Genomic DNA, 17,877 nt, shown 5'->3' with positions numbered 1-17,877 from the left:
GGCATTTTCAATGGGAGGGGTCAATGCGTCTCTTGCTTACCCTTATCTGCTTCTTCTTTTTCCAAGAACAACAACTTGGAGTGCTCGTCGTATGCGAACAATTCCGCCTGGCGCGCCCATCCAATGCAGGTGTCAAGCTGTTTTTCCCCTTCTTCGTCGCCAAAATGTTTGCGGAAGATTTCACTGAAGAAATCACGCGGCATTCGGTTGTTCTTTTTTGATTGCAAGATCCAGATGATTCGTTCCATAATGGGAACATTTTTTAAGACCTGTTGTTTAAAAATATCTTTTCGTTCTAAAACCGTCGCTTCTGCGTACGTTTTTCCCAGAGGGGTCAATTCAATGTCTCCTTCTTGAACGCGCACAAATTCAAGCAATGACGCGGATTCAACAATGGGGAGAAAATCTTCGAGATTGAGGCTGAGTTGGTCTGCCAGTTTATACAGGTCGGATTTTTCACCAAGGTCGTCAAGCAGTTCAATGAACCCGGTCATTGCACCCGCCGGAACATCGGGAATTGCTTTGATATTTTTACCTGTTGTTTCCTGATCCTTCGAAAACATTTTCGGATTCTCTTTATACCCTGTCAGCAAGGAATAGATATCGTCGACCAGGTTTTCAAACACTGGATCTTTTTTTTCTCTCCAGTGGGGGAGAGGAATTGGAACATCCGCAATGATCCTTGCAGGATCACGGGACAAGACAACAGCCCTATCCGCCATATAAACCGCTTCTTCAATCCCATGTGTAACCATCACGATCGATTTTGTGGGGATCTTTTTTTCAAGCCACAGTTCGAGAATATCACGGCGCAAATTTTCGGCGGTCAACACATCAAGCGCGGAAAACGGTTCATCCATCAGGAGTACGTCCGGTTCGGACACAAGAGCCCTTCCAATTCCCACTCTTTGCCGCATCCCTCCGGACAGTTCCTTCGGGTAAGCACTTTCAAACCCGTCCAATCCCAGCATATCGATCATCCGGATGGCCTTTTCCCGTTTTTCCTGATCCGTCAAATCGGTTTTTTGCAGACCGAGCTTCACGTTTTCAAGAACCGTCAGCCACGGGAATAGGGCAAACGATTGAAAAACCATGCTGACACCCGGATTGACGCCGATGATGCCCTTTCCAAGATAATGAACTTTTCCTTCTGACGGGGAAACCAAACCGGCTATGATGCGGAGCAATGTGGATTTTCCAGAACCGGAAGGGCCCAAGATTGCCACAAATTCCCCTTCGCCTATCTGTAAGTTTATATGATCCAATACGGTAACAACTGTTTCGCCGAATTCGTATTTTTTGGTGATGCCGACTAATTCGATGATCTGCTCTTTTTTCACGGCTTACACCCCTCCTATTCAATGTGGTACTTGACTTCAGCGAGTTTGTAGAGCCTTTTCCACAAAAGCCGGTTAATCAGGACAACAAACGAAGACATTACGAAAATTCCCCAGATAATCGCCGCCCAATTTCCATCGTTGGTGGCTTGCGCAATGTAAGCGCCAAGCCCGGTGGCAGCCAGCGTGTTTTGTTTCCATGTGACAATTTCCGATACGATGCTTGCATTCCACGCGCCCCCCATCGCCGTTAAGCCGCCGGTAACAAGATAAGGAAAAATGCCGGGCAGAATGAGTTTTTTCCACTTTTCCCAAGTGGTCAGCCCAAATATGTCGCTGGTTTCCCGCAGGTCCGTCGGAATTGCCATAGCACCTGCGATCACATTAAATAAGAGATACCATTGGGTTCCCAACATCATCAGGGGAACGGCGCCAATTTCGAAATTCACGTTGAACTTTAAGTAAATCATTGTAACCAGCGGAAACAGCATGTTGGCCGGAAAGGAAGATGCGATTTGGACCAGGGGCTGGGCAATCTGCGCTAAACGCGAATTGAATCCGATTTTTACCCCCAGCGGAATTGTCCAAAGCCCGCCCAGGACAATGGCCACCACAACCCGCAACAGTGTCAAAAACCCGAGCCAAATCACATGCAACATCTCGGCATAACCGAGCTGCCGCACCTCCAAAAATCCCTGATAGACATACCGGGCCAGAAATAATAGAACCGCCAATAAAATCACAAGCTGAATTGCCAAACGTACGTTCCTTGCGCTTGCAGTCCTTTTTTCCTTTGCAGCCGAAACCCGATTCAGAAAATGATCGATCATCCTCCAAACGGGAGTGAAAGTGTACCTGACAAACAGGTGAACGACCGCCGAGCGCTGTAAGATCTTCAATACGGCAGATGTCGGCCTTTCGTTTGCTTCCGTAAGTTCCACCTTGAATTTATCGGACCAAGCGATAAGCGGTCTCCAGAATAATTGATCCACCAATACAATCGTAAGGATCATCGCCAGAATCGAGTATATGAGAGCTTGCACGTTTCCCTGATCCACTGCTGTCGCCATATAAGAGCCAAGACCGGGAAGTCTGACATTGGTTCCCAGAACGGTAATGGCTTCGCTGACGGAAAGAAAGAACCAACCGCCGCCGAAGGACATCATGCTGTTCCAGACCAATCCGATCATCGAAAAAGGAATTTCCAGCTTTTTAAAACGGGACCACCCATTTAACCGAAAAACCTGTGATGTTTCTTGTAAGTCGCGGGGAATGGTTGTCAGGGAATTATAAAAACTAAAGGTCATGTTCCAAACCTGTCCCGTAAAGATTGCAAAAACGGAAGCCAATTCGACTCCCATAAGACTGCCGGGAAACAGCGAGATAAAAAATGTGATGGTGGCGGAAAGGAACCCGAGCACCGGCACCGACTGGAGAATATCAATGACAGGGATCATAATTTTTTCAGCCATCCGGTTTGTGGCGGCAATTCGCCCGTAAATAAAGGTGAAAAGTAAGGAAGCAAGAAAAGCAAGAAACATTCGGATCAGCGAACGCCCCGCGTAATAGGGGAGATAAACCGGATTTAAATCAATTTGCGGCTGGTTTGCCTGTGAAAAAGGAACCCGCATCCCCGCGCCTATATCCATAATCCCGTATAAAAGCGCAAACACAAAAAGAGTGACGAACAAATCAATCCATCCGAATTTTCTTCCTTTCAAAAAACCAAATCGATTCATCATCATGCGGATCTTTCCCTTCATTCCTGCTAAATTCTATCTTGTACCTAGTTTTACGCATTATCCGCAGCGTTCTACTTCGCGCATCATCCATGTCAAGTCCTCCCCTGCCACAATATAAAACCCCCTGTTTTAAACAGGGGGTATGCATCTGCAATTTTTTCAATTGCAAATAACCAAAATCCCCCTGGTTGAGCTTTAGCACTGTACAACGTAGAGAATTTTTCTCAGCCACATTAGATAAAGCCTTAATCCGGCAATACCTGTTCAACCCATTGGCGTCTTTCGACGTTTCCGGGCAGTGGCATGTGTTTGTACAGTAGCCTCGCCTAACGAGGATTTTTCTGATTCTAAGGCAATTCTCTATTCCTAATCTTTGCAAATCTCGGCGGATAAGTCAAGATGGTTGACACGGCGCAATTATGCAGGTCTTCCCATTTCTGCTACAGTAAAAGGCGGGGGTGGTCGCATGGAGAAGATCCCGGTACGCATCCGGATTCATACCAGGCAGGTCGTGGACGGTGCGGCACAGTCGTTTACATCTCGGGAAAAAGGGTATCTGTACCGGAAAGAGAGCGCCCTGTATCTGACTTATCGGGAGACCGGCGAAGACGGCGGAACAGGGACGCAAACCGTATGGAAAATCGAGCCGCTGCAGGCTTTGTTGATTCGTCAGGGAGCAACGGGAATGCGGGTGCTGTTCAAAACGGGTACGGCAGACAGCGCCACACTGGTGACCGCGCACGGGACTCTTCCCGTTGAAATTGACACATACCGCCTGGAACATGATCTTTCCATAAAGGGCGGTCGTTTGCGGCTTGCGTACAAGATGGATATGGCCGGTGCGGTCAGCCGCATGGAAGTGGAACTGCAAATCCACCCTGCCGGTCAAGTACCGATGGAGTAGATGATATTGATGGAAAGGGGGTTTCTTTTTGGATATGCGCGTCTGGGTCTTGTCGTTCTTAACCGGATTGATTGTGGGCTTTCTTTTTTCCGCGATGAAACTCCCGCTTCCGGCGCCGCCCGTTTTTTCCGGAGTTCTCGGCATTATCGGGATTTGGCTCGGAGGGATCGTATTTTCCTGGCTCAGCCGACTGTGGCAATAGCAGCCGACTGAGTTGTACTCCTTTCATCCGCCTTGCCTCCCGGCAAAATTTTTTTGAAAAACTGTAACTTTTCCCGATGTTTTATCGTCTATAGCATTGGAAAAAGATAGAATACTACTTTTTGGAAAATTTAGGATAATCAGAAAAGGTTTCGGGGAGGATCGGTATGAGACAGTTGAAACGCACCACCGCGGTTGCGCTTGCAGTGGGGATGCTTTTCACGTCGGTGCCCTATGCGGTTCTCGCGGACGCGCCGTCCGCCGCAACATCGTCGATCACACAAGACCAGGCAATCGAAATTGCCAGGAAGTACATTGCGATTCCGGAAGGCTACAAGCTGCGCAGCGCATCCTTTCATGACGCGAAAGACGGCCAGAGTCCCTTTGGACGGGGCAGTGTCTGGATGATCAATTTCGCCAAGGAAGACCGTTACGATTACGGCAATATCAATCTGGTAGTGGATGCGGACAACGGGACGCTGCTCAACTACGATTTTAACCAACGCGAAGATTCCACCTTGGAAAACGCGATTTCCCGCGAAGAAGCGAGAGTGAAAGCCCTCGAATACCTGAGGCGGTTTGCGCCGGACAAGGTAAATCAAGTGAAGGAGGCGGCCGTTCAGGACCCGGTTCTGTATGGTCCCTACGGTCCGCAGAACACGATGCAAATGTTCCGCTTTGAACGGATAGCCAACGGCGTCCCGTATCCGAGCGATGGAATTTCGATCCGTGTGAACGGAAAAGGGGAACTTCGCGGCTATTCCTTTAACTGGTCCGACAATGTAACGTTTCCGGATATAAAAGCGTCCGTAACGGAAGCTCAAGCGAAGGAAATTTATCGGAACGCGTTGAATCTGCAGCTTCAATATCAAAGGGTTTACAAGCCGTATGCCTATGAGAATCATCAGCTTCAACTGCTGTACGGGCCCTGGGAACCCTCCTTCGGTCCGGGAGCGTTGCCGGCGATTGACGCCACAAAGGGTGTTGCGATCGGATTCGACGGCAATCCCGTACCGGCCAGCGCTCCGGTTGAATTCAAGCCGATCGCCGACAAGCAGGGCGAACCGAAAAGCACAAAGGATCTCAGCAAAGAAGAGGCTCTTGAACTCGTGGCCTCTTACAAATTGGAGCTTGATGGCTTTATCCTGGAAAACTCGAGTTACGAATCGGTTAACGGCAGCCAGCATTTCTGGCGCTTCGGGTACCGCAAGGGTGATCCGAAAGATTACAAAACCATGCAGAATGCGTCCGTCTCCATCGATGCAAAAACCGGCGAACTGCGCGAATATATGCGTTGGGAATATCGGGAAGGACCGTACGAATTCCCGCAAAACCCGGCGATTTCAACGGATCAGGCACGCCAGAAAGCGATCGATTTCGTGAAATCGGCCATGCCGACAAAAGCGAACCAATTGGCGCTAAATCCCGCAATGGACGCCAAAATGGCCTTAAAAATCGGGCCTGGCTATTCCTTTGAATTTGTCCGGTTGGTTGACGGCATCCCGACTCGCGAGGGCAGCATGAGGGTCGGAATCGATCCGAACACCGGACAGGTACGGGAATTCATGGGCATGGGCGGCTGGGACGAAAAATTGCAGTTCCAACCCAGGACCGGCCTAATCAGCATGGACAGCGCCTTGAACAAATATGTTGAAAAATATCCGCTCCGGCTGCAGTATGTTCCGATTTACGAAAAAGGAAAAACGCCGTACGATTCGGCCAAACCGAAGTCGGTTGCGCTCGTCTATGCCCCGGCGGTCAACGGTCCGGTGCAGATGTTGAACGCGGTGAGCGGCGAATGGGTCTCTCCATGGGGGGAAGGGCAGCCTGTCGAACCGGTGGATATTCAGGACATCAAGGGGCACTGGGCGGAAAAGCAGCTTCGCTATTTCGTGGAACGCGGCATTTTTAAAGTGCAGGACGGAAAACTCAATCCGGACGCGGGTGTGACGCGCGGCGACATGGTGAAATACATGCTGCTGGCCGTGGATGGGCCGCGCCGGACGGCTGAGAAAGCTTCCTTTGCCGATGTGCCGAAGACAGATCCGAATTTTGGCTTTATCGAAGAGGCGGCCGCTCGCAAATGGATCGACCGGGACGTGAAAAATTTCCGGCCGGACGATGTCATGACACGGGAAGAATTGGCCGATCTGGTTACCGCCGTGCTCGGATACGGGAAATTGTCGGAGGCGAAGGATACGTTTAAAAACCACTATTCCGATGTTGATTCCGACGGGCAATATATGGGCGATGTCGCCATCGTGGCAGGGCTTGGCATTATGACGGGATGGGAAGGCAGGTTTATGCCCAAAGATCCCGTGACCAAAGCGCAAGCGGCAGTCGTCCTGACCAAAGTGTTGGACCAATTGAAAGAAAAACAAGGGTATCCGTACTATATCAGCAAATAACCGTGGAAAGATTGCGAAAAACTTCGTAAGAGGGACTATAAAGAGGCCTTGGGAATCTACACGGGCCATAATCCTGAATGACCATTCATTTTTTCCGTCGCAAATCTTCTGGTAATAGGGTATATGTATTACTAGGGGATTTTATTTTTATGGGAGAATCGACCGAACGTTTGATATGTGCCGGGCTGGTGGACAATACAAGCTCGGATTCGGGATCGTATTCGAAAAAAGGGGTTGAAAGGTGTGACTTGGATTCGCATTCTTCTTTTCCTTGCGGTTGCGGCGGGATCGATTTATCTGTTTTGGACCGCGTTGCACCGAAAGTACCAGTATCTGATGCTCGGCCGTCCGGAGTCGCGGCCTGAGGGGCGGGATGAGCGCATCCGCTCCATTTTCCGGGACGTGCTGGGACAGGCGAAGGTGCTGGCCGAACCGGCCGGTATCGGGCATTTCTTTATTTTCTGGGGATTCATTGTGCTTTCCTTTGGCACGTTGGAATTTATCGCCCGTCACATTTTTGGCGTGCATCTTCCGCTGGTCGGGACGGCAGGCTGGTTTGTGTTCGTTCATGAACTGTTCTCGCTGCTTGTCTTGGCTGCTATCCTGATTGCGGCAATACGCCGGTTTTTCTTCCGCCCCATGCGGCTGGATCAAACGGCGGAGGCGTACATCATCCTCGGATTGATCGGCGGGCTGGTCGTTACCGACTTAATCGTGATGGGACTGGAAGTGGCGGTAAAGGGTGAAGATCCCGGCTGGGTTTCACCGGTTGCGTCCTGGCTTGGCAGCGTTTTTGCCGGCGGCAACGGGACGGTTCTCGAAGTGAGCAAAGAATTATTCGTGTGGGTGCATCTGGCGATTTTGTTCGGATTCCTGGTCTTTATCCCGCGATCCAAGCATTTGCACATGATCGCGGCCGGCATCAACACCTACTTCCGGCGCCTTACGCCGCACGGGCGGTTGCGTACGCTGGATCTGTCGGACGAGACGGTGGAAGAATTCGGGGTGGGACGGATTGACCAGTTTACTTGGAAGCAGTTGCTTGACGGGTACGCCTGCACCGAATGCGGCCGCTGCCATGTGAACTGCCCCGCGACTTTGTCGGGCAAGCCGTTGTCCCCGAAGTACCTGATTTTGAAAATGCGCGATCACCTGACGGAAGTCGGTGACCGCTTCCTTGCCGGGAAACTGGCGGCGGCGACCGGCGTTTCGGGCGTCAACGCCGAAGTGGCGGCAGCTTCCGCCGCGGCGGAGGACCTTCCGATGTTGATCGGCAATGTTTACAGCGAAGACGAAATCTGGTCTTGCACGACGTGCCGCGCATGTGAGGAAGCGTGCCCGGTGTACAACGAACATGTCGACAAGATTATCGATCTCCGGCGTTACTTGGTTTTGACGGAAGGAAAAGCAAACGCGGAAATCAACCGCGCTTTCCAGAACCTCGAGCGACAGTCGAACGAGTGGGGGCAGAACCGCAGTACCCGCGCCGACTGGGCAAAAGACCTCAATGTCCGCACAATGGCGGAAGTGGACGGCCAAGCCGAGTATCTGTACTACGTCGGATCCGCTTGTTCGTTTGACCCGCGCAACCAAAAGATTGCCCGGGCGTTTGTCAATCTGCTGAACAAAGCGGGCGTCGACTTTGCGATTCTCGGCAAAGAGGAGGAAAGTGACGGAGATTCCGCCCGCCGCCTCGGCAACGAGTTCTTGTTCCAATCGTTGGCGGAAGCGAATGTCGAGATTTTTAAAGCCTACAATGTGAAGAGAATCGTCACCACCGACCCGCACGCCTACAACACCTTCAAAAACGAATACCCGGAATTCGGTCTGGAGGGCGTGGAAGTCATCCATGCGACCGAACTGCTCGCGAAGCTGATCGATGAAGGCAAGCTCGTGCCGAGCAAGGAAGTGAACGAAATTATCACGTACCACGATTCTTGCTACCTGGGACGTTACAACGGCATCTATTCCGCGCCGCGTTACATCCTGGAACGGATTCCGGGCGTGAAAATCGTCGAGATGGAGCGCAACAAGGAACGCGGCATGTGCTGCGGCGCCGGCGGCGGCTCTTTCTGGAAAGAAGAATTGAAAGGAACGGACCGCATTAACGTGATGCGAACCGAACAAGCGATGGAGACCGGCTGCACGGTGATCGGGACGGCATGCCCGTTCTGCATGACAATGATGATCGACGGCACGAAAGCAAAAAGTGTCGAAGACACCATCAGCACTTATGACGTCGTCGAACTGCTGGATATGTCCGTGGCATGAATCAACCGGCGAAAGCGGCGAACAGGGGAAAGGGTTGTCCCATGAATAATGCCAAGTGAGGGAGGGGATTCAAGTGCGCAAGACGGTGATTGTCAGCACGGCGAGGACGCCGTTCGCCCGGTTTGGCGGAGCGCTGGCGCCGTTGCCGGCGGTGGAGCTGGGGGCGGTTGCAATTCGCGGGGCGTTGCGGCGGGCAGGTGTGACGGCCGAACAGGTGGATGAAGTCATCATGGGGATGGTGTTGCAAGGCGGGGCGGGGCAGATTCCGTCCCGTCAAGCTGCGGTCAAGGCCGGGCTCCCGTGGACGACGCCGACCGAGACCGTCAACAAAGTATGCGCTTCCGGGATGCGGGCGATGACGCTTGGCGACCAGATCATTCGCGCGGGAGATGCGGATGTGGTCGTTGCCGGGGGAATGGAGTCGATGTCGAACGCTCCCTACGCGCTTCCCGCCGGGCGCTGGGGAATGCGGATGGGAGATGGACCGGTGATCGATCTGATGACGTATGACGGACTGCGCTGCGCCTTCCATGATGTGCATATGGCAGTGCACGGTTCGGTTGTGGCGGCGGAATACGGCATCTCGAGAGAAGCGCAGGACGCATGGGCGCTGCGTTCCCATCAACGGGCGATTGCCGCCATCGAAGCGGGCCGCATGGCGGAAGAGATCGTGCCGGTGGAAGTGCCGGGGAGAAAAGGGGAGGTGACCGTAGTCGATACCGACGAGGCCCCGCGCCGGGACACATCCCTTGAGAAGCTCGCGGCCCTACCCCCAGTTTTCAAAAAGGACGGCACCATCACGGCTGGGAACGCTCCCGGAGTGAATGACGGGGCTGCCGTTTTGGTGCTCATGTCGGAACAGCGCGCGAGAGAGGAGGGCAAAGAGCCTCTTGCGACGATCCTGGGGCACGCGGAGGTCGCCGCCGAGGCGCCTTATATCGCCACCACTCCGGCGCTAGCCATCCGGAAGTTATTGCAAAAAACGGGCTATCAATTGTCCGACATCGATTTGTTCGAAGTGAACGAGGCGTTTGCCGCCGTTACCCTGACCTCGGGCAAAATCGTCGGATGGGATGAAGAGAAAGTCAACGTGAACGGAGGCGCGATCGCGCTCGGGCACCCGATTGGAGCAAGCGGGGCCCGCATTGTCGGGGCACTCGTCCATGAGTTGCGGCGCCGCGGCGGCGGTCTCGGCATCGCCGCGATCTGCTCCGGCGCCGCCCAGGGCGACGCGATACTCGTTCGCGTGGAGTAAGACCCATCATCCCGGGGTTAAACAAAGTATTCGGATAAGCGGCAGAGTCGCGTCGCTTTAAAGATTCGAGCCGCTTTGGAGGGCCGGTAAAAGGAGGAGAGTACCTTGAACATCGAAAAGCTGATTGTGATCGGCGCGGGCCAGATGGGAAGCGGCATCGCGCAAGTGGCGGCACAGGCGGGATTGGAAGTTGTTCTGAACGATCTGAAAGACGAATTCGTACAACGGGGTCTCCACACAATCAAGAAAAACCTGTCGCGGGATGTGGAAAAAGGCCGCAAGACAGAAGAGGAGAAACAGGCGATTCTCGCCCGGATCCACCCCTCCACCGATTTGGCGGATGCCGGGGACGTGCAGCTGGCCATCGAAGCGGCGGTTGAAAACATGGACGTAAAATGCGACATCTTCCGCAAGCTTGATACGATTGCGCCGGCAGGGGCGATTCTTGCGACCAACACTTCGTCGCTACCGATTACCGAGATTGCGGCTGTTACGAAGCGCCCGGAGCTGGTAATCGGCATGCACTTCATGAATCCGGTGCCCGTCATGAAACTTGTGGAAGTGATTCGCGGTTTGGCGACGAGCGACGAAACGTACAAGACCATTGAGGAACTGGCCGGGAAAATGGGCAAAGTGCCGGTGGAAGTCAACGATTTTCCCGGGTTTGTGTCCAACCGGATTTTGCTGCCGATGATCAACGAAGCGATCTACTGCGTTTATGAAGGCGTGGCGACACCGGAAGCGATCGACGAAGTGATGAAACTCGGCATGAACCACCCGATGGGGCCGTTGACGCTGGCCGATTTTATCGGGTTGGACACCTGTCTGGCGATCATGGAAGTCCTGCATGAAGGATTGGGAGACTCCAAGTATCGTCCGTGTCCGTTGCTCCGGAAATATGTGAAAGCAGGTTGGCTCGGGCGCAAGACCGGTCGCGGATTCTACGTTTACGAAGGGTAGGGATGCGGGATGAATTACGAACATCTGCTTTATTCGGCGGAAGGCGGAATCGCAACCGTCACCCTCAACCGGCCAAAGGCGCTTAACGCTTTGAGTTCCGCATTATTGGGCGAGTTGTCGGAGTTGCTGGACTTGATCGCAAAGGACTCCTCTGTCCAGGCGGTGATCGTTACGGGAGCGGGCGAAAAAGCGTTTGTCGCAGGTGCCGACATTGCGGAAATGCACGGGAAGACGCCGCTTGAGGCGAGGGCGTTTTCACAGTTTGGCAACGCCGTGTTTTCCAAAATCGAACGTTTGCCGCAACCGGTCATCGCCGCAGTGAACGGGTTCGCGCTCGGTGGCGGTTGTGAGTTGGCAATGGCTTGCGACATCCGGGTGGCAAGCACGAATGCGAAGTTCGGACAGCCGGAAGTCAACTTGGGAATCGTCGCCGGATTTGGCGGCACGCAGCGTCTGCCGCGGCTTGTCGGGCCGGGGATTGCGAAGGAACTGCTGATGACGGGCGATATGATCACGGCGGAACGCGCCGCTCAGATCGGGCTTGTCAATCATGTGGTGGAGCCTGCCGAACTGCTGGCGAAAGCAAAGGAAATCGCGCTGAAAATGATCGCCAAAGCGCCGTTTGCCGTGCAATTCAGCAAGAAGCTGGTGAATGAGGGGCTGAATATGGATTTGGACCGCGCACTGGCGTTGGAATCGGAAACGTTCGGCACCTTGTTCGGCACGGCAGACCGGTGCGAAGGCATGACGGCGTTCCTTGAGAAACGGCCGGCGAAGTTTCAAAGGAAGTAAGAAGCAAACAGAAACAGAGAAAAACAGGGAGATAGGAGCAGGACCGAAACGGACGGGTGGCTGTTCGAACAATTTGGCTGATCGAGCGTTCGGTCGGAGCGTTTGGCTCGGTCAAGCGGAATTTTGGGGGGGGGAGACGTAAATTGGATTTCACTCTGACACAGGATCAGCAGGACATTCGGGACATGGTCCGGCAATTTGCGCTGAAAGAGATTGCTCCCCGGGCAGCACAGATTGACGAAGAGGACCGGTTTCCCCGGGAGATTGTCCACAAGATGGGAGAACTTGGCCTGATGGGCATACCGATCCCGGAGGAATGGGGAGGCGTAGGAGCGGATTTTCTTTCCTACGTGTTGGCGATCGAAGAAATCTCTTACGCAAGCGCCACGACCGGCGTGATTCTTGCGGTTCACACATCGGTTGGCACGATGCCGGTCCTGAAATGCGGATCGGATGAACAGAAAGAGCGATATGTCAAACAACTGGCATCTGGTCAACTGTTGGGGGCGTTCGCTCTGACCGAGCCCAATGCCGGGTCCGATGCTTCCCGTATCTCGACAAGGGCGGTCAGGCAGGGCGACTTCTATATCTTGAACGGTTCCAAAATCTTCGTTACCAACGGAGGGGAAGCCGACCTTTACATCACGTTTGCGGTAACCGACCCGGGCAAAGGTCCGGCCGGCATTTCTGCCTTCATCGTCGAGAAAGACACTCCCGGTTTGTCAATCGGCAGGAAAGAGAAGAAAATGGGGCTGAACGGTTCGGCGACCACAGCTCTGATTTTTGAAGACGCAAAAGTTCCCGTCGCCCAACTTCTGGGCCGCGAAGGGGAAGGATTCAAGATCGCGCTGAGCAATCTGGACGGCGGAAGAATCGGCATAGCCGCGCAGGCGCTGGGAATCGCCCGCGCCGCTTTTGACGCGGCGCTGTCCTATACAAAACAAAGAGAGCAATTTGGCAAGCCCATCTCTCAATTCCAGGGCGTACAGTTCATGCTGGCCGATATGGCGACGAGGATTGAGGCGGCGAGGCTTTTGGTGTACCGGGCCGCGATGTTGCGGGAGCAGGGGCTTCCCTGCTCGAAAGAAGCCGCGATGGCCAAAATGTTTGCCGCCGACACGGCGATGTCCGTGACAACCGATGCGGTGCAATTGCATGGCGGTTACGGCTATACGAAGGAGTATCCGGTTGAGCGGTATATGCGCGACGCGAAAATAACGCAAATCTATGAAGGCACCAACCAGATTCAACGAATCGTGGTCGCGAAAAATTTACTTTAGATGAACTTTAAACGAAGAAAACCATTTTTCTGATACGGCCTGATACGGCAAAAAAGGAGTGGAGAGATCATGGATTTTCAATTGACCGCCGAACAACAAGAGATTCGCAAGCTGGTTCGCGATTTTGCGCTGAAAGAAGTCGCTCCGACGGCGGCGCAGCGCGACGAAGAAGAGGTGTTTGACCGCAAGATTTTTGACAAGATGGCTGGCATCGGCTTGACGGGGATTCCGTGGCCGGAAGAGCATGGAGGTGCGGGTCTCGATTTTGTTTCCTATGTGATTGCGGTGGAGGAATTGTCGCGAATCGACGCTTCCGTCGGAGTCACTTTGTCGGCCCATATTTCGCTGGCGAGTTGGCCGATTTTCAAGTTTGGGACGGAGGAACAGAAGCGGAAGTATCTGCGTCCGCTGGCGGAAGGCACCAAAATGGGGGCTTACTGCCTGACGGAACCCGGTTCCGGCTCGGATGCCGGCAGCATGCGGACGACCGCGGTCCTGTCCGAAGACGGCAGCCATTACCTTCTCAACGGTTCCAAGATCTTCATCACGAACGGCGGGGAAGCGGACGTCTACATCGTGTTTGCGTCCACCGACCGCTCACAGAAAACCCGTGGCATTACCGCTTTTATCGTGGAAAAGGAGTTTGAGGGGTTTTCCGTCGGCAAAAAAGAAAAGAAAATGGGGATCAAATCGTCGCCGACCACCGAAGTGATTTTTGACAATTGCAAGGTGCCCGTCGAAAACCGGCTCGGGGACGAAGGGTTCGGGTTCAAAATCGCGATGATGACGCTTGACGGGGGACGCAACGGCATTGCGGCACAAGCGGTGGGGATTGCGCAGGGCGCTTTTGACCTGGCGCTCGACTACGCGAAGCAACGCGAGCAGTTCGGACAGCCGATCGCGTCGTTTCAGGGAATGCAGTTCAAATTGGCCGACATGGCGACAAAGATCGAAGCGGCAAGGCTTCTCACCTATCAGGCGGCATGGCTTGAAAGCGCGGGACTGCCTTACGGGAAAGCGTCCGCGATGGCAAAACTGTTTGCCGGCGACACGGCGATGGAAGTGACAACGGAAGCGGTTCAGGTTTTCGGCGGATACGGGTATACGCGCGAATATCCGGTGGAAAGGTTCATGCGCGACGCCAAAATTACCCAGATCTACGAGGGTACCAACGAGATTCAGCGCGTCGTAATCGGCAACTATTTATTGAAAGAGTAAGACAATCCTGTGAACTTACGTTATAATTAGGGGACCCGAAAAGTTTGGGTCCCTGCTCGCGTGACTGGTCCTGCCGTCTTTTTGCGGGATCTTCGTCAGATGTGCCGGGATCTACAGCAGTTTTTGGCGGTGACAAAAAATGGAACTTGTAAATCGAATCGTAAACGGGGACCGGCGTGCGGTGGCTCGCGCAATCACGCTGATTGAGAATGACAGTCCGGAAAAACACGAACTTTTGAAAGCTTTGCACACAAAGACGGGTAAAGCCTATCTGGTCGGGATCACGGGCTCGCCGGGAGCGGGCAAAAGCACGCTGACCGATCAGCTTATTTTTCTGTTGCGAAAACAGGGTTTGAAGGTCGGGGTCATTGCGGTTGATCCGACTTCTCCTTTTACGGGAGGAGCCATTCTTGGAGACCGTGTCAGGATGGGCAATCACGCATTGGACCCGGGGGTTTTCATCCGCTCGATGGGAACCCGCGGCAGTCTCGGCGGCCTCGCGAAAGCGACCAAAGAAGCGACCCGGGTGCTGGACGCGTATGGAACGGACGTGATTTTAATCGAAACTGTCGGTGTCGGACAATCGGAGCTCGATATTATGAATGTGGCGGACACGACGGTTGTCGTCTTGAATCCGACGGCCGGCGATCACATCCAGACGATGAAAGCCGGCATCATGGAGATTGCGGACGTGTTTGTGATCAACAAATCGGATCTGCCCGGGGCGGATAAGACGGAGCGGGAAGTCAACAATATGCTGGATTTGATTCACGACTTTGATTGGCGACCGCCGGTTGTCCGGACGAGTTCGCGGGAACCCGGGTCGTTTGCCGCATTGTGGGAGGCCTGCCAGAACCACAAAACGTATTTGCTGGAAAGCGGCCAATGGGAGAAAAAGCGGCAGCAACGCCGACAGGACGAGATTGTCGGCATTATTGAGGACAGGCTGCACAGACGAATCCGCGAGTGGATGGAAAAAAGCCCGTCCTGGCGACAAATTCTGGCGGAAGTCGAGGCCGGCCGGAAAGACCCTTACCAAGTTGCGGATCTGATTTTGGAATGGTATAATACGTCTGCTTTGGATAGACAGTTTCGGCCCGATTGTTGAGATTTGGCGGTAAGGAGTGTAAACCGGATGGCGGAAGAGGGAAGCACACTTGCGAAATTAAGCGCCGAGCAAGCGCGGGACATGGCGCTGGTCGACCTTGCCTACGAAATTTTGAAAGCGGGCGGCAACCCGCTGCATTATCGGGAACTGGTGCGGGAGGTGGCGCAGCTTCGCGGCATGACGGAAGAAGAAATTCAGGCGGTAATCGCCGTGCTCTATACGGAGATTAACATTGACGGACGGTTCCTCTGTATTGGCAATAACACATGGGGTCTCAAACGCTGGTACCCTGTTGACAAGACGGCGGAGAGAACAGTCGGCGGCAAGAGGTTTATCCGTAAAGACGACGATGACGAAGATTTGTACGATGATGAAGACGAAGATCTTTATGAAGAGGAATTGGAGGAAGATGAGGTCGACTTCGATGGGATCAGCGAAGACGATGACGCTTTGGGCTATGACGATATCGACGACATCGATGAAGAAGCCGACGACTTTGCCGAAGAAGTGATCGATGACGAGGAACCCGTTTTGGAAGATGAGGAAGAAGATTTTTAAGAGCCTGTACATTAAGAGCCTGTACCCCTTGACAGGCTCTTTTTGCCACGTTAAGATACATGAGGACACAAAAGGAACGGAAAAACTAAAAAAGCCGATTTTTCCAGGCGAGAATTTGAGGCCTGGCGGCTTTTTAGTTTTTTTTTGTTCAATTGGGCAAGTGCAGACATCAGACGTTTGGGGGCAAATTGTATGGCGAAATATCTGTTTGTTACGGGCGGTGTCGTTTCTTCGTTGGGCAAAGGGATCGCCGCTGCCTCGCTTGGGCGGCTTTTGAAGAACCGCGGATTGCGCATCACCATTCAAAAATTTGATCCTTACATCAATGTCGACCCCGGTACGATGAGCCCTTACCAGCACGGCGAAGTCTTCGTCACGGACGACGGTGCGGAAACGGATCTGGATCTGGGACACTACGAGCGTTTTATCGATATCAATCTTTCCAAAAACAACAACGTTACAACCGGGAAAATTTATTGGTCGGTCATCCAAAAGGAACGTCGCGGCGATTATTTGGGGGGCACGGTTCAAGTCATTCCCCATATTACCAACGAAATCAAAGAACACGTCTTTCTGGCCGGTGAAGCGGCGGATGTCGTGATCACCGAAATCGGCGGAACCGTCGGCGACATTGAAAGTCTTCCGTTTTTGGAAGCGATTCGTCAGATCAAGAGCGATGTGGGCCGCAACAACGTCATGTATCTTCACGTCACGCTGATCCCCTATCTCGGCAAAGCGGGAGAAATCAAAACCAAACCGACCCAACATTCCGTTAAAGAGCTGCGGAGCATCGGGATTACGCCGCATGTCATCATTTGCCGGACGGAACGTCCGCTGTCGATGGAAGTAAAGAGGAAAATCGCTTTGTTCTGCGACACCGACCCCGAGGCGGTGATCGAATCCCGGGATGCGGAGTCTTTGTATGACGTACCATTGATGTTCCAGGAGCAGGGCTTGGACGATATCGTCGTTCGCCATCTGGGACTCGATTGCCCGCCCGCCGACATGACGGAATGGAAGGAGCTGGCTCACCGCGTCAAGAACCTGCGGAACAAAGTCAAAATTGGGCTTGTCGGCAAATATGTCGCTTTGCGCGACGCGTATATATCCGTGGCGGAAGCGCTCTATCACGCGGGATTCGCCAACGACGCCCAAGTTGAAATCGAATGGATTCACTCGGAAGACGTCACGGAAGAAAATGTGAACGAAGCTCTCTCCGGTTGCGACGGCATCCTGGTCCCCGGCGGCTTTGGCGACCGCGGCATCGAAGGGAAGATCGCGGCCGCGAAATATGCCCGTGAAAATAAGATTCCCTATTTGGGAATTTGTCTGGGTATGCAAATCGCCGTAATTGAATTTGCCCGCAACGTGGTCGGTCTGGCAGCGGCCCACTCGTCGGAAATCAACGGATTCACGCCGTATCCGGTTATCGATCTGCTTCCCGAGCAAAAAGGGATTGAAGACAAGGGCGGCACCATGCGTCTTGGCTCCTACCCCTGCACGCTGCAGCCGGATACGAAGGCGTTTGCCGCTTACGGAACCGCCTTCATTCGGGAACGTCACCGGCATCGTTACGAGTTCAATAACGACTTCCGCGAACAACTGACCCGAGCGGGATTGGTGATTTCTGGCACATCGCCGGACGGCAGGCTGGTGGAAATTGTGGAACTTGCGGATCATCCGTGGTTTGTCGCTTCGCAGTTTCACCCGGAGTTTACATCCCGCCCGAACCGTCCACAGCCGCTGTTCCGCGATTTTATTCGCGCGTCCCTACAAAATCGAAAAAACCTCAAGTAAAAATCTTAAGCTCGCCGTTGGCGGGTTTTTTTAATGGCCTGACAAC

14 protein-coding genes and 1 riboswitch are annotated in these 17,877 nt (G+C 53.4%); of the genes, 12 read left to right on the top strand and 2 right to left on the bottom strand.

What is annotated here, in order from left to right:
• Window positions 1-20: 20 nt before the first annotated feature.
• Window positions 21-1,340 carry an ABC transporter ATP-binding protein gene (locus tag AC4ED1_RS09145; protein ID WP_490937838.1) on the bottom strand — a complete coding sequence of 440 codons (1,320 nt, stop codon included), beginning with the start codon at window positions 1,338-1,340 and terminating at the stop codon, window positions 21-23.
• Window positions 1,341-1,354: 14 nt separating this feature from the next.
• The gene (locus AC4ED1_RS09140) at window positions 1,355-3,082 is read right to left on the bottom strand and encodes an ABC transporter permease (protein WP_490937836.1); all 1,728 of its coding nucleotides are present in this window, start codon (window positions 3,080-3,082) and stop codon (window positions 1,355-1,357) included.
• A gap of 171 nt (window positions 3,083-3,253) precedes the next feature.
• A riboswitch (M-box (ykoK) riboswitch) is annotated at window positions 3,254-3,420 on the bottom strand.
• Window positions 3,421-3,545: 125 nt separating this feature from the next.
• Here AC4ED1_RS09140 and AC4ED1_RS09135 point away from each other — a divergent pair.
• From AC4ED1_RS09135 to pyrG, 12 genes are all read left to right on the top strand, one after another.
• Window positions 3,546-3,983, top strand: coding sequence for a YwiB family protein (locus tag AC4ED1_RS09135; RefSeq protein WP_490937833.1), 438 nt, complete (start codon window positions 3,546-3,548; stop codon window positions 3,981-3,983).
• Window positions 3,984-4,017: 34 nt separating this feature from the next.
• Window positions 4,018-4,185: a DUF1427 family protein gene (locus AC4ED1_RS09130; RefSeq protein ID WP_490937918.1), complete on the top strand. Its 168-nt coding sequence runs from the start codon at window positions 4,018-4,020 to the stop codon at window positions 4,183-4,185.
• A gap of 166 nt (window positions 4,186-4,351) precedes the next feature.
• Window positions 4,352-6,592 carry an S-layer homology domain-containing protein gene (locus AC4ED1_RS09125; RefSeq protein WP_490937831.1) on the top strand — a complete coding sequence of 747 codons (2,241 nt, stop codon included), beginning with the start codon at window positions 4,352-4,354 and terminating at the stop codon, window positions 6,590-6,592.
• 234 nt (window positions 6,593-6,826) lie between these two features.
• Window positions 6,827-8,863, top strand: coding sequence for a heterodisulfide reductase-related iron-sulfur binding cluster (locus AC4ED1_RS09120; RefSeq protein WP_490937829.1), 2,037 nt, complete (start codon window positions 6,827-6,829; stop codon window positions 8,861-8,863).
• A 73-nt stretch (window positions 8,864-8,936) separates the two neighbouring features.
• Window positions 8,937-10,118 (top strand): acetyl-CoA C-acetyltransferase, encoded by a 1,182-nt coding sequence (locus AC4ED1_RS09115; protein WP_490937827.1) that lies wholly within the window; start codon window positions 8,937-8,939, stop codon window positions 10,116-10,118.
• Between the two features lie 105 nt (window positions 10,119-10,223).
• Window positions 10,224-11,078 carry a 3-hydroxybutyryl-CoA dehydrogenase gene (locus tag AC4ED1_RS09110; RefSeq protein ID WP_490937825.1) on the top strand — a complete coding sequence of 285 codons (855 nt, stop codon included), beginning with the start codon at window positions 10,224-10,226 and terminating at the stop codon, window positions 11,076-11,078.
• Window positions 11,079-11,087: 9 nt separating this feature from the next.
• Window positions 11,088-11,870 carry an enoyl-CoA hydratase-related protein gene (locus AC4ED1_RS09105; protein ID WP_490937823.1) on the top strand — a complete coding sequence of 261 codons (783 nt, stop codon included), beginning with the start codon at window positions 11,088-11,090 and terminating at the stop codon, window positions 11,868-11,870.
• A 143-nt stretch (window positions 11,871-12,013) separates the two neighbouring features.
• Complete coding sequence (locus AC4ED1_RS09100) at window positions 12,014-13,150, top strand: acyl-CoA dehydrogenase (protein ID WP_490937821.1); 1,137 nt, start codon at window positions 12,014-12,016, stop codon at window positions 13,148-13,150.
• 69 nt (window positions 13,151-13,219) lie between these two features.
• On the top strand, window positions 13,220-14,368 hold the full coding sequence (locus tag AC4ED1_RS09095) for an acyl-CoA dehydrogenase (protein ID WP_490937819.1): 1,149 nt from the start codon (window positions 13,220-13,222) through the stop codon (window positions 14,366-14,368).
• A gap of 139 nt (window positions 14,369-14,507) precedes the next feature.
• Entirely contained in the window at window positions 14,508-15,476 is a 969-nt protein-coding gene (gene meaB, locus AC4ED1_RS09090; protein WP_490937817.1) for a methylmalonyl Co-A mutase-associated GTPase MeaB, read from the top strand.
• A 27-nt stretch (window positions 15,477-15,503) separates the two neighbouring features.
• Window positions 15,504-16,034: a DNA-directed RNA polymerase subunit delta gene (rpoE, locus tag AC4ED1_RS09085; protein WP_490937815.1), complete on the top strand. Its 531-nt coding sequence runs from the start codon at window positions 15,504-15,506 to the stop codon at window positions 16,032-16,034.
• A 192-nt stretch (window positions 16,035-16,226) separates the two neighbouring features.
• A complete protein-coding gene (gene pyrG / locus AC4ED1_RS09080; protein WP_490937813.1) occupies window positions 16,227-17,831 on the top strand; it encodes a CTP synthase in 1,605 nt (534 codons plus the stop codon).
• Window positions 17,832-17,877 lie beyond the last annotated feature (46 nt).

The organism is Effusibacillus sp. SKA8 (assembly GCF_058273125.1).
This window is presented reverse-complemented; position numbering and strand designations above follow the sequence as displayed.